The 21,638-nt window shown below is 70.7% G+C and carries 19 protein-coding genes; 9 read left to right on the top strand and 10 right to left on the bottom strand.

Going from position 1 to position 21,638, the window contains the following annotated elements:
* Positions 1-82: 82 nt before the first annotated feature.
* Positions 83-985 carry a BRO-N domain-containing protein gene (locus AFM16_RS20425; protein ID WP_078634194.1) on the top strand — a complete coding sequence of 301 codons (903 nt, stop codon included), beginning with the start codon at positions 83-85 and terminating at the stop codon, positions 983-985.
* Between the two features lie 72 nt (positions 986-1,057).
* Here AFM16_RS20425 and AFM16_RS20420 read toward each other — a convergent pair whose 3' ends face one another.
* The 3 genes from AFM16_RS20420 to AFM16_RS20410 form a co-directional block, all read right to left on the bottom strand.
* On the bottom strand, positions 1,058-2,038 hold the full coding sequence (locus tag AFM16_RS20420; RefSeq protein WP_030781603.1) for a pirin family protein: 981 nt from the start codon (positions 2,036-2,038) through the stop codon (positions 1,058-1,060).
* Between the two features lie 124 nt (positions 2,039-2,162).
* Entirely contained in the window at positions 2,163-4,133 is a 1,971-nt protein-coding gene (locus AFM16_RS20415) for an NHL repeat-containing protein (protein ID WP_179123290.1), read from the bottom strand.
* 203 nt (positions 4,134-4,336) lie between these two features.
* The gene (locus AFM16_RS20410; RefSeq protein WP_030781597.1) at positions 4,337-4,804 is read right to left on the bottom strand and encodes an SseB family protein; all 468 of its coding nucleotides are present in this window, start codon (positions 4,802-4,804) and stop codon (positions 4,337-4,339) included.
* Between the two features lie 185 nt (positions 4,805-4,989).
* Between AFM16_RS20410 and AFM16_RS20405 the strand changes: the two genes are divergently transcribed.
* From AFM16_RS20405 to AFM16_RS20395, 3 genes are all read left to right on the top strand, one after another.
* A complete protein-coding gene (locus AFM16_RS20405; protein ID WP_030781595.1) occupies positions 4,990-6,816 on the top strand; it encodes an acyl-CoA dehydrogenase in 1,827 nt (608 codons plus the stop codon).
* A 180-nt stretch (positions 6,817-6,996) separates the two neighbouring features.
* Complete coding sequence (locus tag AFM16_RS20400) at positions 6,997-8,301, top strand: M18 family aminopeptidase (protein WP_030781593.1); 1,305 nt, start codon at positions 6,997-6,999, stop codon at positions 8,299-8,301.
* A 117-nt stretch (positions 8,302-8,418) separates the two neighbouring features.
* Positions 8,419-8,664: a DUF6458 family protein gene (locus tag AFM16_RS20395; RefSeq protein ID WP_030781591.1), complete on the top strand. Its 246-nt coding sequence runs from the start codon at positions 8,419-8,421 to the stop codon at positions 8,662-8,664.
* A 34-nt stretch (positions 8,665-8,698) separates the two neighbouring features.
* Here the strand turns inward: AFM16_RS20395 and AFM16_RS20390 are convergent, their stop codons facing one another.
* Complete coding sequence (locus tag AFM16_RS20390; protein WP_078637030.1) at positions 8,699-10,573, bottom strand: NHL domain-containing thioredoxin family protein; 1,875 nt, start codon at positions 10,571-10,573, stop codon at positions 8,699-8,701.
* A gap of 55 nt (positions 10,574-10,628) precedes the next feature.
* Entirely contained in the window at positions 10,629-11,021 is a 393-nt protein-coding gene (locus AFM16_RS20385; protein WP_078634192.1) for a cupin domain-containing protein, read from the bottom strand.
* Positions 11,022-11,072: 51 nt separating this feature from the next.
* On the opposite strand from AFM16_RS20385, the gene AFM16_RS20380 reads away from it, so the two are divergent.
* Both AFM16_RS20380 and AFM16_RS20375 read left to right on the top strand, forming a co-directional pair.
* A complete protein-coding gene (locus AFM16_RS20380; protein WP_078634191.1) occupies positions 11,073-12,077 on the top strand; it encodes a GlxA family transcriptional regulator in 1,005 nt (334 codons plus the stop codon).
* On the top strand, positions 12,074-12,571 hold the full coding sequence (locus AFM16_RS20375; RefSeq protein ID WP_078634190.1) for an LURP-one-related/scramblase family protein: 498 nt from the start codon (positions 12,074-12,076) through the stop codon (positions 12,569-12,571). Before AFM16_RS20380 ends, AFM16_RS20375 begins: the two co-directional genes overlap by 4 nt.
* Positions 12,572-12,615: 44 nt before the next feature.
* On the opposite strand, the gene AFM16_RS20370 is transcribed toward AFM16_RS20375, so the two are convergent.
* Positions 12,616-13,410, bottom strand: coding sequence for a carbon-nitrogen family hydrolase (locus tag AFM16_RS20370; RefSeq protein ID WP_078634189.1), 795 nt, complete (start codon positions 13,408-13,410; stop codon positions 12,616-12,618).
* 181 nt (positions 13,411-13,591) lie between these two features.
* Here AFM16_RS20370 and AFM16_RS20365 point away from each other — a divergent pair, with 181 nt between their 5' ends.
* On the top strand, positions 13,592-14,416 hold the full coding sequence (locus AFM16_RS20365) for a maleylpyruvate isomerase family mycothiol-dependent enzyme (RefSeq protein ID WP_078634188.1): 825 nt from the start codon (positions 13,592-13,594) through the stop codon (positions 14,414-14,416).
* Positions 14,417-14,504: 88 nt separating this feature from the next.
* Here AFM16_RS20365 and AFM16_RS20360 read toward each other — a convergent pair whose 3' ends face one another.
* Positions 14,505-15,407, bottom strand: coding sequence for a D-alanyl-D-alanine carboxypeptidase family protein (locus AFM16_RS20360; RefSeq protein ID WP_245177748.1), 903 nt, complete (start codon positions 15,405-15,407; stop codon positions 14,505-14,507).
* A gap of 217 nt (positions 15,408-15,624) precedes the next feature.
* On the opposite strand from AFM16_RS20360, the gene AFM16_RS20355 reads away from it, so the two are divergent.
* Both AFM16_RS20355 and AFM16_RS20350 read left to right on the top strand, forming a co-directional pair.
* A complete protein-coding gene (locus tag AFM16_RS20355; RefSeq protein ID WP_078637029.1) occupies positions 15,625-16,311 on the top strand; it encodes a GntR family transcriptional regulator in 687 nt (228 codons plus the stop codon).
* Positions 16,312-16,373: 62 nt separating this feature from the next.
* A complete protein-coding gene (locus tag AFM16_RS20350) occupies positions 16,374-17,621 on the top strand; it encodes an MFS transporter (RefSeq protein ID WP_037874726.1) in 1,248 nt (415 codons plus the stop codon).
* A gap of 71 nt (positions 17,622-17,692) precedes the next feature.
* Here AFM16_RS20350 and AFM16_RS20345 read toward each other — a convergent pair whose 3' ends face one another.
* From AFM16_RS20345 to pdhA, 3 genes are read right to left on the bottom strand one after another with little or no spacing between them, the layout of a single operon-like run.
* Positions 17,693-19,144 (bottom strand): dihydrolipoamide acetyltransferase family protein, encoded by a 1,452-nt coding sequence (locus tag AFM16_RS20345; protein ID WP_078634186.1) that lies wholly within the window; start codon positions 19,142-19,144, stop codon positions 17,693-17,695.
* A 10-nt stretch (positions 19,145-19,154) separates the two neighbouring features.
* Entirely contained in the window at positions 19,155-20,147 is a 993-nt protein-coding gene (locus tag AFM16_RS20340; RefSeq protein ID WP_030781559.1) for an alpha-ketoacid dehydrogenase subunit beta, read from the bottom strand.
* A gap of 1 nt (position 20,148) precedes the next feature.
* The gene (gene pdhA, locus AFM16_RS20335; RefSeq protein WP_030781556.1) at positions 20,149-21,330 is read right to left on the bottom strand and encodes a pyruvate dehydrogenase (acetyl-transferring) E1 component subunit alpha; all 1,182 of its coding nucleotides are present in this window, start codon (positions 21,328-21,330) and stop codon (positions 20,149-20,151) included.
* Positions 21,331-21,638: the final 308 nt, after the last annotated feature.

The following is a 21,638-nucleotide window of genomic DNA, read 5'->3' as shown; positions in this document are numbered from 1 at the left end:
TTCCCCTAACGGATGAACGTCACCAATCCGCACATCAGTTGCCTCCGCTCGTGCCTACGTTCCGACGAGGAGGTGATGCTCGATGTACGAGCAGAACAACATCCCGTCGGACGAGTCGACGGGCCGACGGCAGGACGCGATCGACATCAACGACTTCGTGTTCGCGGCCACGGGGGCGCGGGTGCGGAGGCTGACGATGCCGGATGGGGAGCACTGGTTCCCGGCGATGGATGTGGCGAAGCATCTCGGCTACGCCAACACACGAGACGCCGTGCAGAGTGCGGTCTCACAACAGCACACAACAGCGTTCGGCGATATTGCACGAAGCGTCGGTCTGAGCGACGCAAGGCGCAATACCGCAGGTCACGGGTTCCGCACAACGATGAAGCTGGTGAATCTCCGGGGCCTCATCGAGCTCGTCAACGGCTGCACGAAGCCGGAAGCCCAGCCCTTCAGGTCCTGGGTCTCCGAGGTCATCGCAACCGTCCAGCGCGACGGCTCCTACGCCCTCGAACCCGCCGCCGTGCAGCCCGCCCCCTCGGGCGGTACCGCGTACGTCATGCCGGATCAGGTGGCCGAGGCCATCGTGCGGCTGGAGGAGCGGAACGTCCGGGCGGACGAGATGATCCTGGCGTTCCAGAAGGAGCAGACCGACCTGCTGCGCCAGATGACCGACGCGCTGAAGGACATCGCGGGCGCTCTCAGGAATCCCGATGCCCGGGGCCAAGAAGCGACACCCGCGGAGCTGCTCGCCACCTGGCGGTCGAAGAACCTGATCGTCACGGACGACATCCACGCCGTTGCCGCGGTGCTCGCCCCCGCGCTGCTGCGCGGTGAGGCCCACTACCGGATCGAGGAGATCGCCACCCGTACGGGGCTGCCGCACGAGCGGGTCCACGACTGCCTGCGCATGCTGCTCAAGCGCGGCTGCATGCGCCAGACCGGCTGCGCTTCCGACGGGGCGCCGGTGTACGTGCTGCCGTAGTGACCGCATGACAGAAGCCCGACGTCGCAAAACAAGGTTGCGGCGTCGGGCCTCGTCGTACCGTACCGGGTTTCAGGCCTCCTGCGGGCCCTCCTCCGTCATCCCGTGGACTGCGGGCACCGTGCCGAGGCGGCCCTTCTGGAAGTCTTCGAACGCCTGCATGAGTTCGTCCTTGGTGTTCATGACGAACGGGCCGTAGTGCGCCATCGGCTCACGGATCGGCCGGCCGCCGAGGAGGACGACCTCCAGGTCCGGGGTGTGGGAGTCCTGCTTGTCGTCCGCGCGGACGGTCAGTGAGCCACCCGTGCCGAAGACCGCGGTCTGGCCGAGGTGGATCGGACGCCGTTCCGTGCCGACCGTGCCCTTGCCCGCCAGCACGTACGCCAGGCCGTTGAAGTCCTCGCGCCACGGCAGCGTCAGCTCCGCGCCCGGCGCCAGCGTGGCGTGCACCATCGTGATCGGCGTGTGCGTGATGCCGGGACCGGCGTGGCCGTCCAGCTCACCGGCGATGACGCGCAGCAGCGCGCCGCCGTCGGGCGTGGTCAGCAACTGCACGCTGCCGCCGCGGATGTCCTGATAGCGCGGCGCCATCATCTTGTCCTTGGCCGGCAGGTTCACCCAGAGCTGGAGGCCGTGGAAGAGCCCGCCGGACACGACGAGGTGCTCCGGCGGCGCCTCGATGTGGAGCAGACCGGAGCCGGCCGTCATCCACTGGGTGTCGCCGTCGGTGATGGTGCCGCCACCGCCGTTGGAGTCCTGGTGGTCGAAGATCCCGTCGATGATGTAGGTGACGGTCTCGAAGCCGCGGTGCGGATGCCAGGGGGTGCCCTTCGGCTCCCCGGGCGCGTACTCCACCTCACCCATCTGGTCCATCATGATGAACGGGTCGAGGTGGCGGTAGTGGATCCCCGCGAACGCCCGGCGCACCGGGAAGCCCTCGCCCTCGAAACCGCTCGGCGCGGTCGTGACGCCGAGGACGGGACGGGACACGGCATCGGCCGGCGCGGCGACGCGCGGCAGCGTCAGCGGGTTCTCGACGGTCACTGCGGGCATGGTCGGTACCTCCTTGGGCGACTGCATCCGAGTTTAGTTGAGCGTTGAACTTCCTGCCACCCCACAACGACGGAAGCCCGGAGGACATTCCCTCCGGGCCCACCGCCGCCGGTCATCAGATCGGTCAGTTGCTGAAGTACAGGTACTTCCACGCCCCGTAGGTCGTGGAGTTCACGCTGTCGCCGGACGAGCCGTTGACGTACACCGAGCGCATCCGGGCCCGGACACCCGACTCACCGGGCGCCCCGAGGCTCACGGCCGACTTCCCGTTCGTACCGACGGGGAAGTACTCGGAGTCCAGGGAGTACCACGAACCCTGGTAGTAGACCTGGAGGTCGAAGCGCTGCTGGCGGCCCGGGTAGTAGGTCATGCTCGTGGTGAGCAGCGGGTTCGTGTTCTTGTGGAACCAGTAGTACGACGTCGAGCCGATCTTGGCCGTCTTGTAGTGCTTGGAGACGGCGGTGGAGACCTTGACCCGGGCGTACGCCGTGGCCTTCACCGTCTTCGGCGCGTTGCGGGAGTCGCCCGCGAAGACCGCGGTGACGGTGGTGTCGCGGGTCATGTCGACCGTCGCGACGATGTTGCCGCTGGAGTTGACCTTGGCCTTCTTGACCAGCTTCTTCGGCTTGTCGCCGCCGAAGGGGTCCGCCCAGATCTCGACCGTGCGGTTCTTGTACGTCTTCCCGAGGTGCGCCGTGAACTTGACGTCGGCGCCGTAGTTGTACAGCTTGCCGTTGTTGTTCAGGCTCAGGCTCGTGGCGGTGCGGGAGACCGTGACCTTGTCGGACGCGGAGACCGCGAGGTGCGCGGCGTCACCGGCGTAGGACACCTTGTAGGTGACCGTGCCGCCGGCCGGCGGGGTGTCCGTGAAGGAGAACGTGCCGTCCGCCTTGACCGTGACGGCGGGCAGCGCCTTGCCGCTCGGGCTGTCGAGGTCGGTGCGGGTGACGGTGAGCTTGACGCCCGCGGGCAGCGCCACGGTCGCCGAGAGCTTGCCGGTGACGGTGATCTTCTTGGCGCGGGTCGCGGAGCTGGGCGCGTTGACGGTGAGCGTCGGCACGTTCATCGTCGGCTGGGTGAGGGCCTGGAGCGTGTAGGTGCCCCCGCTCGGCACCAGCGCGAAGATCCGCGAGGAGTCCGGCGCCCAGCGCACGCTCGCGGCGGCGTAGTAGTCGGAGGACGAGCCGACGGTGAAGGTGCGCAGCGGCTTGGTGGCGTTCGGCCGGTAGACCGCGACCTTGCCCGCGGCGACCTGGGCGACCGTGCCGTCCCGCGCGATGTCGGCGGCCCAGCCGCCGGGGTAGGCACCGGCCTTGGTGAGGGTGCCGTTCGCGTAGGCGTGCCGGTCGTAGCCGTTGACGAGCACCTGGTCGGCGCCCGCGACGAGGTCGATGTCCCCGACGCCGTCGTTCAGCGCGTACGAGCTGTCGTGCCAGGCGACCACCTGGGCCGTGCCGCTCGACACGTCGAGGACGGCCTCGGTGCCCGTGGAGTCCCCGGTCTCACCGACGGCCAGCAGGCCCGGCCGCAGCGGGTCGGTGTCCAGCAGGGCCTGGCCCCACATCCCGGATCCGGTTCCCTCGGCCGGGATCTGCGCCATCGCCACCGGGCCGGTGCCGCTCTCCGGGTCGCCCGCCGGGTCCACCGTCGGGTCGACCGAGCCGAGGTCGCCGTCCCACTGGTCGCCGTAGGAGAACCACACCTTGCCGCCGGCGAAGGCCAGGTGGCGCGGGCCGGTTCCGGTCGGGATCGCGTAGGTCGTCTTGACGTCCAGCGTGGCCGGGTCGAGCGCGAGGATCTGGTGCGTGTTGGGCAGGGCCGCGTACAGGGTCGTGCCGTCGTCCGACAGGGCCAGGTCGCTGACGCTGCCGAGCCCGGTGGTGATGTCGACCCGGTTGCCGTTGTAGTCGGAGGCGAGAATCCGGCCGTTCGCCGCGTCGCCGACGAACACTCGCTTGAGCGTGCCGTCCACGACGAGACCGCCGGTGTTGGTGACGACGGTGGCGGTGGCCGAGGCGGTCCCCGCCGCCATGACGCTCAGCGCCGCCGAGCTGAAGAGGACCGCGAGCGCCGTCGCGGCCGAAGTGCTGCGCATACGCACAGTGATGAACCCCCACAGAAGACCCGGGTTGGCCGGGTGATTGAGAGAGCGCCGCGCGACGTCCGGAGACGACCGTCCTCGACGACGGTCCCCGGGGCGCGGCTGCCTGAGCGCAGCCTATGGCATGGCTGTGACAATCGGGGAGGGGGTTTCCGGTGCGACGACCGGTGCCGTGACCAGCGACGCGGGCCGTTCCGTCAGCCGTACATCCGGCGCATCGCGAATTCCACCATCTGTTCGACCGCCTTGGCGTCGAAGACCATCCGGTGCTCACCCTCCATGTCGAGGACGAAGCCGTACCCGGTGGGCAGCAGGTCGATGACCTCGGCGCCGGTGATGACGAAGTACTTGGACTCCTTGCCCGCGTACCGGCGCAGCTCCTTGAGGGAGGTGAACATCGGGATCACCGGCTGCTGGGTGTTGTGCAGGGCGAGGAACCCGGGGTTGTCGCCGCGCGGGCAGTACACCTTGGACGTGGCGAAGACCTGCTGGAAGTCCTCCGCGGCCAGTTGCCCGGTGGTGAAGGCGCGCACCGCGTCCGCGAGCGAGGGCGGGGACGGCTCGGGATACAGGGGCGGCTGCTGCCCGTAGGCACCGGCCATCGGCTGCTGCGGTGGCGGCGCGTACTGCTGCTGGGCACCCATGTTCTGGTCGTAGCCGTACATGCGCGCAAGCGTACCGAGCGCGCCGGGCCCGTGGGGCGGCGCGGGGCACCGGTGGGAACCGTCACAGATGACGGGTGCGGGGTTGCGACTTATTACCGACGGGTAGCATCATCGGAGCTACTAGTTGGTAAGTGAACTGGCGCGAGGATCAAGTGCCTCGCCGATCTCTCTACGGAGCCGTCGTTATGGGGCACTACAAGCCGAATCTCCGCGACATCGAGTTCAACCTCTTCGAAGTGCTGGGGCGCGACAAGCTGTACGGCAGCGGCCCCTTCGAGGAGATGGACACCGAGACCGCGAAGAGCATCCTGGAGGAGCTGACCCGCCTCGCGGAGAACGAGCTGGCGGAGTCCTTCACCGACGCCGACCGCAACCCCCCGGTCTTCGACCCGGCCACCAACACCGCGCCCGTCCCGGCGTCCTTCAAAAAGAGCTACCAGGCCTTCATGGACTCCGAGTACTGGCGTCTCGGCCTGCCCGAGGGCATCGGCGGCACGACCGCCCCGCCGTCCCTGATCTGGGCGTACGCCGAGCTGATCCTGGGCGCGAACCCGGCCGTGTGGATGTACTCCTCCGGCCCGGCGTTCGCCGGCATCCTCTACGACGAGGGCAACGACGTCCAGAAGAAGATCGCCCAGGTCGCCGTCGAGAAGCAGTGGGGCTCCACCATGGTCCTCACCGAGCCGGACGCCGGCTCGGACGTGGGCGCCGGCCGCACCAAGGCCGTGCCGCAGGAGGACGGCTCCTGGCACATCGAGGGCGTGAAGCGCTTCATCACCTCCGGTGAGCACGACATGTCGGAGAACATCCTCCACTACGTCCTCGCCCGCCCCGAGGGCGCCGGCCCCGGCACCAAGGGCCTCTCCCTCTTCCTCGTGCCGAAGTTCCTCTTCGACTTCGAGACCGGCGAGCTGGGCGAGCGCAACGGCGTCTACGCCACCAACGTCGAGCACAAGATGGGCCTCAAGGCGTCCAACACCTGCGAGATGACCTTCGGCGACAACCACCCCGCCAAGGGCTGGCTGATCGGCGACAAGCACGACGGCATCCGCCAGATGTTCCGCATCATCGAGTTCGCCCGCATGATGGTCGGCACGAAGGCCATCTCCACGCTGTCGACCGGCTACCTCAACGCGCTGGAGTACGCCAAGGAGCGCGTCCAGGGCCCCGACCTCGCCAACTTCATGGACAAGGCCGCGCCCAAGGTCACCATCACCCACCACCCCGACGTGCGCCGCTCGCTGATGACGCAGAAGGCGTACGCCGAGGGCATGCGCGCCCTGGTCCTCTACACCGCCTCCGTGCAGGACACCATCGCGGTCAAGGAAGCGGCCGGCGAGGACACCAAGGCCGACCACGCGCTGAACGACCTGCTCCTGCCGATCGTCAAGGGCTACGGCTCCGAGAAGGGCTACGAGCAGCTCGCCCAGTCGCTCCAGACCTTCGGCGGCTCCGGGTTCCTCCAGGAGTACCCGATCGAGCAGTACATCCGCGACGCCAAGATCGACACCCTGTACGAGGGCACCACCGCCATCCAGGGCCAGGACTTCTTCTTCCGGAAGATCGTCCGCAACCAGGGCGCCGCGCTGAACTCCCTCGCCGAGGACATCAAGAAGTTCCTCGCGCTCGGCACCGGCGGCGAGGACCTGGCGGGCGCCCGCGAGCACCTCGCCAAGGCCGCCGTCGAGCTGGAGGCCATCGTCGGCCTGATGCTGACCGACCTCGCCGCGACCGAGCAGGACGTCAAGAACATCTACAAGGTGGGCCTGAACAGCACCCGCCTGCTGCTCGCCTCCGGTGACGTGGTCGTCGGCTACCTGCTCCTCAAGGGCGCGGCCGTCGCCGCCGAGAAGCTCCAGACCGCGTCCGCGAAGGACAAGGCGTTCTACACCGGCAAGATCGCGGCGGCGAAGTTCTTCGCGGCCAACGTCCTGCCCGGCGTCACCCTGGCCCGCAAGATCGCCGCGGGCGTCGAGCTGGACCTGATGGAACTGGACGAGGCCGCGTTCTGACCTCTTCCCGGCCACGGTCCGCTCGCGATCCGCTCGCGATCTGATCCATCCGGCCACGGGGACCGGGACGGCGTGCCAAAATGCCGCCCGGTCACCGGCACGGTGACTCTCCACACCGTCCTCACGAGGGCCCGCTCCCGGTACCGGGGGCGGGCTCTCGTCCGTCGTTAAGGTGAACCCATGAGCGCACCCGCCCGCTTCGACCGCGGCCACACCGACGACCTCATGTCCTTCCTCTCGGCGAGCCCCTCGCCGTACCACGCCGTGGCCAACGCGGCCGAGCGGCTGGAGAAGGCCGGTTTCCGGCAGGTCGTGGAGACGGACGCCTGGGACGACACCTCCTCCACGGGCGGCCGGTACGTACTGCGCGGCGGCGCGATCGTGGCCTGGTACGTCCCCGAGGGTGCCGGGGCGCACACCCCCTTCCGGATCATCGGCGCGCACACCGACTCGCCCAACCTGCGGGTCAAGCCGATCCCCGACACCGGGGCGCACGGCTGGCGGCAGATCGCCGTCGAGATCTACGGCGGACCCCTGCTCAACTCCTGGCTCGACCGCGACCTCGGCATCGCCGGCCGGCTCACCCTGCGGGACGGCTCCACCCGCCTGGTGGACACCGGCCGCCCGCTGCTGCGCGTGCCCCAGCTCGCCATCCACCTCGACCGGGCGGTCAACACCGACGGCCTCAAGCTCGACAAGCAGCGCCACCTCCAGCCCGTCTGGGGCCTCGGCGGCGACGTCCGCGCCGGCGACCTGATCGCCTTCCTCGCCGAGGAGGCCGGGCTGCCCGCCGACGAGGTCACCGGCTGGGACCTGATGACCCACCCCGTGGAACCGCCCGCCTACCTGGGCCGCGACCAGGAGCTGCTGGCCGGACCGCGCATGGACAACCTGCTGTCCGTGCACGCCGGTACGGCGGCCCTCGCGGCCGTGGCGACCGCCGGCGCCGAACTGCCGTACATCCCGGTGCTCGCCGCCTTCGACCACGAGGAGAACGGCTCGCAGTCCGACACCGGCGCGGACGGACCCCTGCTCGGCAGCGTGCTGGAACGTTCAGTCTTCGCGCGCGGCGGATCGTACGAGGACCGGGCCAGGGCCTTCGCCGGCACCGTCTGTCTCTCCTCCGACACCGGGCACGCGGTCCACCCCAACTACGCCGAGCGGCACGACCCGACGCACCACCCGCGCGTCAACGGCGGCCCGATCCTCAAGGTCAACGTCAACAACCGCTACGCCACGGACGGTTCGGGCCGGGCGGTGTTCGCCGCGGCCTGCGAGAAGGCGGGCGTGCCGTTCCAGTCGTTCGTCTCCAACAACTCCATGCCCTGCGGCACCACGATCGGCCCGATCACCGCCGCCCGGCACGGCATCCGCACCGTCGACATCGGCGTGGCCATCCTGTCGATGCACAGCGCACGGGAGTTGTGCGGCGACGCCGACCCCTATCTGCTGGCGAACGCCCTGGTGGCCTTCCTCCAGGGGTAGTTGGAGCGAGGCCGGGGCCCGTCCCTGTCTAGTCCGGCCGCGCCGGGGTACCCGCCAGTGCGAAGACCGCGGACCGGAACCGCCGGACCGTACCGGACCGGACAGGGAGGCAACACCATGGGCCTCGGCGGGTGCATCATCCTGATCGCCGCAGGAGCGATCCTCACTTTCGCGACCGACTGGGACATGCAGGGGGTCAACCTCGACATGGTCGGCGTCATCCTGATGATCGTCGGACTGATCGGCGTCACCACCTTCAGCAGCATCGCCCGGCGCCGCCGGGTGATGGTCCCCCCGACGACCACGACCGTGGTCGACGACCGCCGCTCCGGCGACGGCTACCACAACGGCTACGGCGGCTGAGTCGCCGTAGGCCGTAGGGCCGCGGGGGAGGCCGTCAGCCGGCCGGCGCGGAGGCGTCGGGAGCGTCGGAGGCGTCGGGGGCCTCGGGGGCGTCCATCCCCGCCAGGACCAACGGCAGCCGGTCCGCCGCCCCTTCGACGAGGCGGACCGGAACTCCCCAGTCCTGCTGGTGGACATGGCAGGCCGGGTACTCGACCGCGGGATCGTCGTCGCAGGACGCCGCCATCGCCGAGACGTGCAGCACCCCTTCCGTCACCGCCGGGTCCAGCTCCAGCGCCCGGGTGAGATCCGTACCGGCCCCCTCGCCCGCGCGCAGCAGCTCGGGCGGGGTCGCGGAGACCAGCAGCCGGGTGGCCGGACCGTACCGGGTGTCCAGCTTCTGACCGGCCGGCGCCTGGAAGACCACGTCCAACGTCACTGCCCCCGGCGCCACTTCGGTCGCCTCGCGCCGCGTGCGGTGGGCGACCGCCTCCACCCGCACCGCCTCCTCCGGCAGCCGCAGCCGGGTCAGCCGGTGCCGGGCCGACTCCACGACCACGATGTCGTCACCGACGAGCACCGCGTCACTGGGCTCCCGCAGATCCGTGGCGAGCGTGCTGACCTCACCGGTCGCCGGATCGTAGCGGCGCAGCGCGTGGTTGTACGTGTCGCTGACCGCCACCGAGCCGTCGGGCAGGACGGTGACACCCAGCGGATGCTGGAGCAGCGCCTGCCCGGCCGCGCCGTCCCGGTGTCCGAAGTCGAACAGCCCGGTGCCGACGGCGGTGCGGACGACACCCGCGCGGTCCACCCAGCGCAGCGCGGACGTCTCCGAGTCGGCGAGCCACAGCCGCTCCCCGTCGGCGGACACCGCGAGCCCGGACGGCTGCGCGAACCACGCCTCGGCGGCCGGACCGTCGACCAGCCCCTCGTTGGTCGTACCGGCGGCGACGGCCACCGTCCCGTCGGCCGGATCGTAGGCCCAGAGCTGATGCACACCCGCCATCGCGATCCACACGCGTCCGTCGAACACCGCCACGTCCCACGGCGAGGAGAGAGCGGTCTCCCGGGCCGGACCGGAGACCGGCGACCCCTGCCACCACTGCTTCCCGGTGCCCGCCAGGGTCGTCACCTCCCCGGAGCCGAGGTCCAGGCGGCGCAGGGCGTGGTTGACGGTGTCGGCGACGACCACCGACGCGTCGTCGAGCAGCGCGAGCCCCTGGGGTTCGCTGAAGGAGGCGAGACCGGCCGGACCGTCGGCGAAGCCGCGCTCCCCGGACCCGATCCGCCGCACCACCGTCTCCCCGTCCGGCTCCAGCTCCACGAGCTGATGCCGGGTGGTGTCGCTGACCAGGAAGGTCCCGCCCGGCAGGACGATCGCCTTGCCCGGGAAGCGCAGGGCCGTCGGCTCCGGCTCCGGCGCCACGTACGGCCCGTCACCGCGCCGCAGCGTGCCCTTCGCCCCGTGCTCCGCCTCCAGCTCGGCGACCAGCCGCTCGATCGCGTGCGCGTGCCCCTCACCGGCGTGCTGCGCGACGACGTACCCCTCCGGGTCGATCACCACGAGCGTCGGCCACGCGCGCACGGCGTACTGCTTCCAGGTGGCCAGCTCCGGATCGTCCAGCACCGGATGCTCCACCCCGTACCGCTCCACCGCGTCCACCACGGCCCGGTGCTCGGCCTCGTGCACGAACTTCGGCGAGTGCACCCCGACGACGACCACGGTGTCCCGGTGCTTCTCCTCCAGCTCCCGCAGCTCGTCGAGGACGTGCAGGCAGTTGATGCAGCAGAACGTCCAGAAGTCCAGCACGACGATGCGTCCGCGCAGGTCGGCCAGGGTGTACTGGCGCCCGCCCGTGTTCAGCCAGCCGCCCTTGCCGGTCAGCTCGGGGGCGCGGACGCGGACGCGGCGGGGAGAGGAGTCGTTCATGACCTCCAGGGTGCCACCCGCCACCGACAGTCACGTCGCCTCGGGTCACCGGCCGTCATGTCAGCGTGTGCCCCGTCGTCGCGTCCACATGGGACGGGATCTCCTCGTGGTGGTCGCCGACCGTGGAGGTGCCGGTGGGTTCGAGGAGGAGGATCTCGGTGGGGACCGGGGCGTAGGGCTTGTGCTCGATGCCGCGGGGGACGGTGAAGACCGAGCCTTTGGGGAGGACGACCGTGCGCTCGCCGGCCTCGTCGCGCAGGCCGATGTGGAGTTCGCCGTCGAGGACCAGGAAGAACTCGTCGGTGTGGTCGTGGGTGTGCCAGAGGTGTTCGCCCTCCACCTTGGCGACCCGGACGTCGTAGTCGTTGACGGTGGTCACGATGCGGGGGCTCCACCGCTGGGTGAAGGAGGCGAGGGCGGCATCGAGCGCGACGGGTTCGTTGGTCATGTCCCCATCGTGGGGTGGCCCGCGGGGACCGGCGAGTGCTAGGAATCGCATATGCCGCAAGAATCCTCGCAGTCGCCCGCGCCTCGGCCCCACCGTGTCGTGCTGATCGTCGACGAGAACTCCAACCCCTTCGAGATGAGCTGCGCCATCGAGGTCTTCGGGCTGCGCCGCCCCGAGCTGGGGCGGGAGCTGTACGACTTCCGGCTGTGCGCGGACGGGCCGCTCACCCGGATGCGGGACGGTTTCTTCACGCTCACCGGGGTCGCCGGTCTGGAGGCGGCCGAGGACGCGGACACGCTGATCGTGCCGAACCGGCCCGACACCGAGACCCCGCGCTCCCCCCGCGTCCTGGACGCCGTACGGCGGGCACACGCGCGTGGCGCGCGGCTGGTCGGCTTCTGCTCGGGCGCGTTCACGATGGCCGAGGCCGGGATCCTGGACGGCCGGCGGGCGGCCTGCCACTGGATGTGGGCGGAGTCGTTCCGGGCCCGCTTCCCGCGCGTGTGCCTCGAACCGGACGTCCTCTTCGTCGACGACGGCGACATCCTCACCGCCTCGGGCAGCGCCTCCGCGCTCGACCTCGGCCTGCACATCGTCCGGCGCGACCACGGCGCCGAGATCGCCAACGCCGTCTCGCGTCGGCTGGTGTTCGCCGCGCACCGGGACGGCGGCCAGCGGCAGTTCGTGGAACGCCCGCTGCCCGACGTGCCGGACGAGTCGCTGGCGCCCCTGCTGGCGTGGGCGCAGGAGCGGCTGGGGGAGCCGCTGACGGTGGCCGGGCTCGCGGCCCGCGCGGCGGTGAGCCCGGCCACCCTGCACCGCCGCTTCCGGGCGCAGCTCGGCACGACCCCGCTGGCCTGGCTGACGGGCGAACGGGTGGCGCTCGCCTGCCGGCTGATCGAGCGCGGGGAGGAGCGGCTCGACGTGGTGGCGGCGCGCAGCGGCCTGGGCACCGCGGCCAACCTCCGCGCGCGCGTGCGGCGCGAGACGGGGCTCAGCCCATCGGCCTACCGGCGGCGTTTCGGACCGGCCGCCGGGGAAGCCGTCAGGACATGAGATTCCTCGTACGCGACCGGCTGCTGTCCTTCGGCGACGACTACTGGATCGAGGACGACCAGGGCAACAAGGTGTTCCTGGTCGACGGAAAGGCGATCCGGCTGCGCGACACCTTCGAGCTGAAGGACACGCGCGGGCGGGTCCTCATCGACATCCGCCAGAAGATGCTGGCGCTGCGGGACACCATGGTGATCGAGCGGGACGGCGAGCCGCTGGCCACGGTCCGCCGCAAACGCCTGTCCCTGCTGCGCAACCACTACCGGGTGTCCCTGGCGGACGGCCGCACGGAACTCGACGTCAGCGGGAAGGTCCTGGACCGGGAGTTCGCCGTCGAGTACGACGGTGAGCTGCTCGCCGTGATCTCCCGGCGCTGGCTGCGGGTGAGGGAGACGTACGGCGTGGACGTCGTACGGGACGACGCGGATCCGGCACTGCTGATCGCGGTGACGGTGTGCGTGATCCACCTCGCCGAGAAGGAGCGGGGCGTCGGCTGAGCCGGGAGGCGGGACGGCCGCCCGGGGCGCCCTCGGGGCGGCCGCTAGCGGCGGGGCCGTTCCACGCCCAGGACGCGGTCCTTCAGCGCCGGGAACTGCTCGCGGGTCTCGGCCGTCCGCGCCGGATCGAACTCCACCGTGAGGACCTCCTCGCCCGGGCCCGCCTCGGCGAGGACCTCGCCCCACGGATCCACCACGATCGAGTGACCCGCCTGCGGAACTCCGGCATGCGTCCCGGCCGTTCCACACGCGAGCACGAACGCCTGGTTCTCGACCGCCCGCGCCCGGGCCAGCAGCGTCCAGTGCGCCCGGCGGCGCTCCGGCCAGCCCGCCGGGAGGACGAAGGTCTCGGCACCGGCGTCCACCAGACCGCGGAAGAGTTCGGGGAATCGGAGGTCGTAGCAGGTGCCCAGACCGAGGGTGGTGTCCGGCAGACGGACCGTCACCAGTTCCCGCCCCGCGCCCATCAGCACCGCCTCGCCCTTGTCGAAGCCGAAGCGGTGGATCTTGCGATAGGCCGCGGCGAGCTGACCGGAGGGGGAGAGGACGAGCGAGGTGTTGTAGAGCGGGCCCTCGGGGTCGCGCTCGGGGATCGAGCCCGCGTGCAGCCACACGCCCGCGTCGCTCGCGGCCTCGGCCATCGCCTCGAAGGTGGGCCCTTCGAGGGGTTCCGCCTCGCGTGCGAACTCCTCGTAGGCGAAGGCGCCCGTCGTCCACAGCTCGGGCAGCACGACCAGATCCGCCCCGGCCTGTTCCCGTACCAGTCCGGCGACCCGGCGTCGGCGCAACTCGACCGATTCGCCCTCGTTCACGGCAACTTGGAGCAAGGAAGCGCGCACACTACCACCGTCCTGGCGTTCGGCCCGCGCCGACGGGCCTACGATCGTCACACGAAAGCACTGCCGGGGTGCCTCTCAGCAGCGTAACTTAGCCTCCCGAGACACCCGCCGAGTGCAGCCACCGCCCACTGGCACCGCCGCCACAACCGCCCGTGTACCGACCGCCGAGGGGTCCCGTTCCGTGAGTCTGCATCCCACCCTCCAGCCCTACGCCGACGCCTGGACCCACTCCATCGAAGCGATATCCGAGCTGGTCCAGCCGCTTGCGGAAGGCGAGTGGAACCGGCGGACGCCCTGCCCCGGCTGGTCGGTCCGTGACGTGGTCTCCCATGTGATCGGCCTCGACAGCGAGATGTACGGCGATCCGCGCCCGATCCACTCCCTGCCGCGCGACCTCTACCACGTCCACACCGACCTCCAGCGGTACATGGAGGCGCAGGTCGACGTCCGCCGCCATCACACGGCGCCGGAGATGACGTCCGAGCTGGAGCTGTCGATCATCCGCCGCAACCGCCAGTTGCGGAACGAGACACGGCAGCCGGACACCACGGTGCGCGGCCCGCTGGGCACGGAGCTGACGCTGGAGCAGTCGATGCGCGGCCACGCGTTCAACGTGTGGGTGCACGAGCAGGATCTGCGCGCCGCCCTCGGCCGCCCCGGCAACCTCGACTCCCCCGGCGCGCACATCGCGCGCGACGTGCTGCTCGCCGAGCTGCCGGCCGTGGTCGCCGAGCGCTCGGACGCGCCGCGCAGCTCCGCCGTCGTCTTCGACGTGCACGGTCCGGTGGAGTTCCTGCGCACGATCCGGGTGGACATCCAGGGCCGCGGCACCCTGGAGACGGCCCCCGCGCTGGGCCCGGCCGCCTCCTTCTCCCTGGACTGGGAGACGTTCGTCCGGCTGACCTGCGGCCGGGTGACACCGGACGCGGTCGCGGACCGGGTGAAGACGGAGGGCGACCCGCGCCTGACGGCGGCGATCCTGCGGAACATCGCGGTGACGAAGTAGCGCCCACGGAACGCTCTGACGCGGAACGGGCCCGCCGTGGTGAACACGGCGGGCCCGTTCCGTGGTGCGGCGCCCGGGCGCCGGGGCGTCAGCCCAGCTTGGCGAAGCCGTAGTTGAGCAGCTTCGTGGCGTCCGAGGCGCGCACCGACGCCGAGGTGGAGGCCAGCACGGTGCCCACGACGGTCTTGCCGTTGCGGGTGGCGGCGAAGACGAGGCAGTACTTCGCCTGCGGGCCGGAGCCGGTCTTCACGCCGATGGTGCCGCTGTAGCTGCTGAGCAGCGTGTTGGTGTTGACCCAGGCGGCCATGGTGCGGGTGGTGCCGGTCTTGGTGATCGTCTTGGCGGTGTACGACTTCGTCTTGACGATCGCGCGGAAGTTGGCGTTCTTCAGCGCGTTGCTCGCGAGCTTCGTGAGGTCCTTGGCGGTCGAGTAGTTCGAGCCGTTGCCGATGCCGTCGAACGAGTCGAACTTGGTGTTCGTCATGCCGAAGGACTTCGCCTTGGTGTTCATCTTGCCGATGAAGTTCTTCACCCGGGCGGCGCGCGTCGAACCGGTGCCGAACTTGTCGGCCAGCGCGTACGCGGCGTCACAACCGGACGGCAGCATCAGCCCGTAGAGCAACTGGCGGACCGTCACCTTGTCGCCCACGATCAGGCGCGCGGAGGACGCGGTGTTCGCCACGATGTAGTCGCTGTACGCCTTCTGGATCGTGACCTTGGCGTCCAGGTTGAGGTTCGACTGCGACAGCACGACCGCCGCGGTCATGATCTTCGTGGTGGATCCCGTGGACAGCTTGGTGTCCATGCCCTTGCCGTACAGCTTGGCGCTGTTGGCGTTGTTCATCAGGTAGCCGGTCTTCGCCGCGATGGTGGGCGTGGCCACTGCCTGCGCGGGCGCCGCGGTGAGGACTCCGCCCGCGAGCACGGCCCCGGCCGTCATGGCGACGGTGGCTGCTCTGCGGATCCGGATGCCCTTGGTGGCGGTTATCAACTGAAATACCCCGATTAATGTCGAATGCCCCTGGAGTGCGGCCGAGTTTGAGGGGGGAAAGCAAGTGGGGCCGCAGGTGTGTGACACGTAACTAGCACAGAAGGTTGTGCGTCCGCTGGGCCCGGTTTCGAGAAGGCCACCCCTCTCCCCCCCTTCACGCGTCCCGCATGCTGGATGGTTCCCGCCCTTGCGTACGTGTTGTATCTATCCTGTGGGCATGCCGTCCTCCGCTCCGCCCGCACCCACCCCCGCACCCCCCGCGTCTCCCCCGCGGCAGCCCGCCGCCGACCGTGTGTACGCGCACGTCAAACAGGGTGTCCTGGACCGCCGTTACGAGGGCGGTGTGCTGCTCACCGAGGGCGAACTCGCCGAGGCCGTGGGGGTCTCGCGGACCCCGGTGCGCGAGGCGCTGCTGCGGCTGGAGGCGGAGGGGTTGATCCGGCTCTACCCGAAGAAGGGCGCCCTGGTGCTGCCGGTCTCCGCGCAGGAGATCGCGGACGTCGTGGAGACCCGGCTGCTGGTCGAGGAGCACGCCGCCCGCAAGGCCGTCCCCGCCCCCGCCGGGCTCATCGGACGCCTGGAGGAGCTGCTGGCCCGGCAGAAGGAGCAGGCCGCCGCCGGTGATCTGGCGGGCGCCGCCGTCACCGACCGCTGCTTCCACGCCGAGATCGTCCGCAGCGGCGGCAACGAGATCCTCGCCCGCCTCTACGACCAGCTCCGCGACCGCCAGCTCCGGATGGGCGTCGCGGTGCTGCACTCCCACCCCGACCGGATCGCCAAGACGCTCACCGAGCACGAGGAGATCCTGGAGGCGCTGCGCTCCGGCGACGCCGAGGGGGCGGTCGGGATCGTCCACCGGCACATCGGCTGGTTCTCGCACCTGGCCCGCGGGGAGGTGCGGTGAGCGCCGGCGGAACCGGCCCGAAATTCACTCTTCCGGGTGATCCGCCCGGCGGGCGTCGCGCGGTGGCCGTCTGGGGGATCGGCGTCTCGGTCTACTTCGTCGCCGTCATCTTCCGCACCTCGCTGGGCGTGGCCGGGCTCGACGCCGCCGACCGCTTCCAGGTGAACGCCTCGGCCCTGTCGACCTTCTCGATCCTCCAGCTCCTGGTCTACGCGGGCATGCAGATACCCGTCGGGCTGCTCGTCGACCGGCTCGGCACCAAGAAGGTGCTGACCATCGGCGTGGTGCTGTTCACGGCCGGACAACTGGGCTTCGCGTTCTCCCCCTCGTACGGCACGGCGCTCGCCTCGCGGGCGCTGCTCGGGTGCGGGGACGCGATGACGTTCATCAGCGTGCTGCGGCTGGGCACCCGCTGGTTCCCGGCGCGGCGCGGGCCGCTGGTGGCGCAGCTCGCCGGGCTGGCGGGCATGGCGGGCAACCTCGTCTCCACGCTGGTCCTGGCCCGGCTGCTGCACGGCGTGGGCTGGACGGCCGCGTTCGCGGGCAGCGCGCTCGCCGGGGTGGTCGTCCTCGTCCTGCTCGTGCTCTTCCTCAAGGACCACCCCGAGGGCCATGAGCCGGAGCCCTTCCCGCACCACGGCGCCGCCTACGTCCGCCGTCAGATCGCCGCGTCCTGGCGGGAGCCGGGCACCCGGCTCGGGCTGTGGGTGCACTTCACCACCCAGTTCCCGGCGATGGTGTTCCTGCTCCTGTGGGGCCTGCCGTTCCTGGTGGAGGCCCAGGGCCTGTCGCGGGCCACGGCCGGCGAACTGCTGACCCTGGTCGTGCTGTCCAACATGGTCTTCGGCCTGGTCTACGGCCAGGTTGTCGCCCGGCACCACGAGGCGCGGCTGCCGCTGGCCCTGGGCACGGTCGGCGCGACCGCGCTGGTGTGGGCCGTCACCCTGGCCCACCCCGGCGGGCCCGCCCCGATGTGGCTGCTGATCACGCTGTGCGTGGTGCTCGGCGCCTGTGGCCCGGCCTCCATGCTCGGCTTCGACTTCGCCCGCCCGGCGAACCCGCCCGAGCGGCAGGGCACCGCCTCCGGCATCACCAACATGGGCGGCTTCGTCGCCTCGATGACCACCCTGTTCCTGATCGGCGTCCTGCTCGACGCGACCGGCGGCGACTACACGATCGCCTTCTCCTGCGTCTTCCTGCTCCAGGCGCTCGGCGTCAGCCAGATCCTGCGGCTGCGCGGCCGGGCGGCCCGCCGGGAGCGCGAGCGGCTGGTGGCGAGCCGGGTGGAGACGGTGCACGTGCCGGCGTAGTCCGCACGACGACGCACGGGAGCCGCGCACCCGGAATCGAGTGCGCGGCTCCTGTGTGGCACCTGCCGGGCTCAGGCCCAGGTGATCAGGCGTTTGGGCTGTTCCAGCACCGCCGCCACATCGGCCAGGACCTTGGAGCCCAGTTCGCCGTCGACCAGACGGTGGTCGAAGCTCAGCGCCAGGGTGGTGACCTGACGGGGCTTCACCTTGCCCTTGTGGACCCACGGCTGGAGCTTGATCGCACCGACCGCGAGGATCGCGGACTCGCCCGGGTTGAGGATCGGCGTGCCGGTGTCGACGCCGAAGACACCGACGTTGGTGATGGTGACGGTGCCGCCCTGCATCGCGGCCGGGGACGTCTTCCCCTCCCGTGCCGTCGCCACCAGCTCGCCCAGCGACTCGGCGAGCTGCGGCAGCGTCTTGGCGTGCGCGTCCTTGATGTTCGGCACGATCAGACCGCGCGGGGTGGCCGCGGCGATGCCCAGATTGACGTAGTGCTTCTGGACGATCTCCTGCGCCGCCTCGTCCCAGGAGGCGTTGATCTCCGGGTTGCGGCGGATGGCGACCAGCAGGGCCTTGGCGATCAGCAGCAGCGGGTTGACCCGCAGCCCCTGCATGTCCTTGTCCTGCTTCAGCTCCTCGACGAGCTTCAGCGTGCGCGTCACGTCGACCGTCACGAACTCCGTGACGTGCGGGGCCGTGAACGCCGAGCCGACCATCGCCGCCGCCGTCGCCTTGCGGACGCCCTTGACCGGAATACGGGTCTCCCGCACCGCGTCGTACGAGGCGGCCGGCGCCGGGACCGGGGCGGACACCGCGGGCACGGCCGCCTGCGGGGCCGCGACCGGCGCGGGCGCCTGGGCCGGGGCCGCCGCCGCGTGGACGTCCTCACGGGTGATGATGCCGTCCGGGCCGGTCGGGCTGACCGTCGTCAGATCGACGCCCAGGTCCTTGGCGAGCTTGCGCACCGGCGGCTTGGCCAGCGGACGGTCCTTGCCTGCCGGGGCGCCTGTCGGGGCGGCGGCCGGGGCGGGCCCGTGGCCGTTCAGCTCGGCCTGGACGGCGGCCGCGGCCGGCTGCTGGGCCGGCTCCTGGGCCGAGATCTCCGCACCCTTGCGGGGGCGGCGCTTGGTGGAGGACGCGGCCACGCCGTACCCGACGAGGACCGGCTGACGGCCGGACCCCGCGGACTTCGGCTCTTCGACGGCCGGCGCGGCGGCCGGGGCCGCCTCCGGAGCGGGCGCCGGGGCCTCGGCCGCGCCGCCGGACACGTCCACCGCGATGATGGACATGCCCACGTCGACCGTGGTGCCCTCGGGGAAGTGCAGCGCGCGGACCACACCGTCGTACGGGATGGGCAGCTCGACGGCGGCCTTGGCCGTCTCGACCTCGCACACCACCTGGCCGTCGGTGACCGTGTCACCGGGCTGGACGTACCACTTGAGGATCTCGGCCTCGGTGAGGCCCTCGCCCACGTCCGGCATCTTGAACTCGCGTACGGACGCTTCCGTCATCGTCGTCACGACCCTCTCCTCAGTACGCCAGGGCACGGTCGACGGCGTCGAGCACCCGGTCCAGACCCGGCAGGTACTCCTCCTCCAGGCGCGCCGGCGGGTACGGGGCGTGATAGCCGCCGACCCGGAGCACCGGGGCCTCCAGGTGGTAGAAGCAGCGCTCCGTGATCCGGGCGGCGATCTCCGCGCCCGAACCGAAGAACACCGGCGCCTCGTGGACGACGACGAGACGGCGGGTCTTCTCGACGGACGCCTGGATCGAGTCGAAGTCCAGCGGGGAGACCGAGCGCAGGTCCAGGACCTCCAGGTTCTTGCCCTCCTCGGCGGCCGCGGCGGCGACCTCCTGGCAGAGCTTCACCATCGGGCCGTAGGCGGCGAGGGTCAGGTCGGTGCCCTCGCGGACGACGCGGGCCTTGTGCAGCGGGCCGGGGATGGCCTCGGTGCTGACCTCGCCCTTGTCCCAGTAGCGCCGCTTGGGCTCGAAGAAGATCACCGGGTCGTCGCTCTGGATGGCCTGCTGCATCATCCAGTACGCGTCGGACGCGTTCGACGGGGAGACGATCTTGAGGCCCGCCACGTGCGCGAACAGGGACTCGGGGGACTCCGAGTGGTGCTCGACGGCGCCGATGCCACCGCCGTAGGGGATCCGGACGACGACGGGCATCTTGACCTTGCCCAGCGAGCGCGCGTGCATCTTCGCGAGCTGGGTGACGATCTGGTCGTAGGCCGGGAAGACGAAGCCGTCGAACTGGATCTCCACCACCGGGCGGTAGCCGCGCAGGGCGAGGCCGATGGCGGTGCCGACGATGCCGGACTCGGCGAGCGGGGTGTCGATGACCCGGCTCTCGCCGAAGTCCTTCTGGAGGCCGTCCGTCACGCGGAAGACGCCGCCGAGCTTGCCGACGTCCTCACCCATGATCAGGACCTTGGGGTCGGCCTCCAGGGCGCGCCGCAGCGATTCGTTGATCGCCTTGGCCAGTGCCATGTTCTGGGTGGTCACGCTCTCCGCCATGTCAGTTTCCCCCCTCTTCGTCGGCGAACGACGCCTGGTAGGCGGCGAACTGGGCCCGCTCCTCGTCGACGAGCGCGTGCCCGTCCGCGTACACGTTCTCGAAGATGGCGAAGTGGTCCGGGTCCGGCATGGCGCGGACCGCTTCGCGCACTCGCCTGCCCAACGCCTCACTCTCGGCCTCGAGTTCCGCGAAGAATCCCTCGTCCGTGTGGTTTGACGCCTCCAGGTACCGGCGCAGACGCAGGATCGGGTCCTTCGCCTCCCACGCCTCACGCTCCTCGTCGGCCCGGTACTTCGTCGGGTCGTCGGACGTGGTGTGGGCGCCCATGCGGTACGTGTACGCCTCGACCAGGGTCGGGCCCTCGCCGCGGCGGGCCCGCTCCAGCGCCCACCGGGTGACCGCGAGGCAGGCCAGCACGTCGTTGCCGTCGACCCGGACGCCGGGGAAGCCGAAGCCCTGGGCGCGCTGGTAGAGCGGCACGCGGGTCTGCTTCTCGGTCGGCTCGGAGATCGCCCACTGGTTGTTCTGGCAGAAGAACACCACCGGCGCGTTGTAGACCGCGGAGAAGGTGAAGGACTCCGCCACGTCGCCCTGGCTGCTCGCGCCGTCGCCGAAGTAGGCGATGACCGCGCTGTCCGCGCCGTCCTTGGCGATGCCCATCGCGTAGCCGGTGGCGTGCAGCGTCTGGGAGCCGATGACGATCGTGTAGAGGTGGAAGTTGTTCCCGTTCGGGTCCCAGCCGCCGTTGTTCACGCCGCGGAACATGCCGAGCAGATTGGTCGGGTCGACCCCGCGGCACCAGGCGACGCCGTGCTCGCGGTAGGTCGGGAAGACGTAGTCGTCGTCGCGCAGGGCCCGGCCGGAGCCGATCTGGGCGGCCTCCTGGCCGAGCAGCGACGCCCACAGGCCCAGCTCGCCCTGGCGCTGGAGGGACGTGGCCTCGGCGTCGAAGCGGCGGGTGAGCACCATGTCGCGGTACAGGCCACGCAGGTCATCGGGGGTGACGCCGGCGACGTACTGGTCGTACTCGGCGTTCTTGACGCGTTCGCCCTCGGGCGTCAGCAGCTGTACGAGCTGAGGCTCGGTGCCCGGCGTGTTCCGCGCGGGTGTGCGCTTGCCGGCCGTGCTCTTCGTACCGGCGCTGCGTCGCGGCTTGCGCGCGGCAGTGCTCTCCACGGTCACGTGTGCTCCTCCGTCGGTCCGGCTACCCGGGTTCGCCGGGCGCCAGTGCGGCTCACCTGCACCCCTACCGACGCACAGGGTGGGTGCGGCACGGTGGGAGCAGGCGTGACAGGTGCCCCGGCGAGCGCCCTGCACAAGGCACGTTACCCAGTGCTCCACATTTCTGTGAAACCCCTCCTGACCTGCGTTTTTGCTTGGATTTCCAAGTAAATCGCGAAATCGGGAGCTTTTCCTGGTCACAGCCTTGCAGGGGGCCGGAACAACGGCACGTTATATCGGTGACCCAGGTCACGGGAAGGGTCAGCCTG

It is taken from the genome of Streptomyces antibioticus, assembly GCF_002019855.1.
GTDB lineage: Bacteria > Actinomycetota > Actinomycetes > Streptomycetales > Streptomycetaceae > Streptomyces > Streptomyces antibioticus_B.
This window is presented reverse-complemented; position numbering and strand designations above follow the sequence as displayed.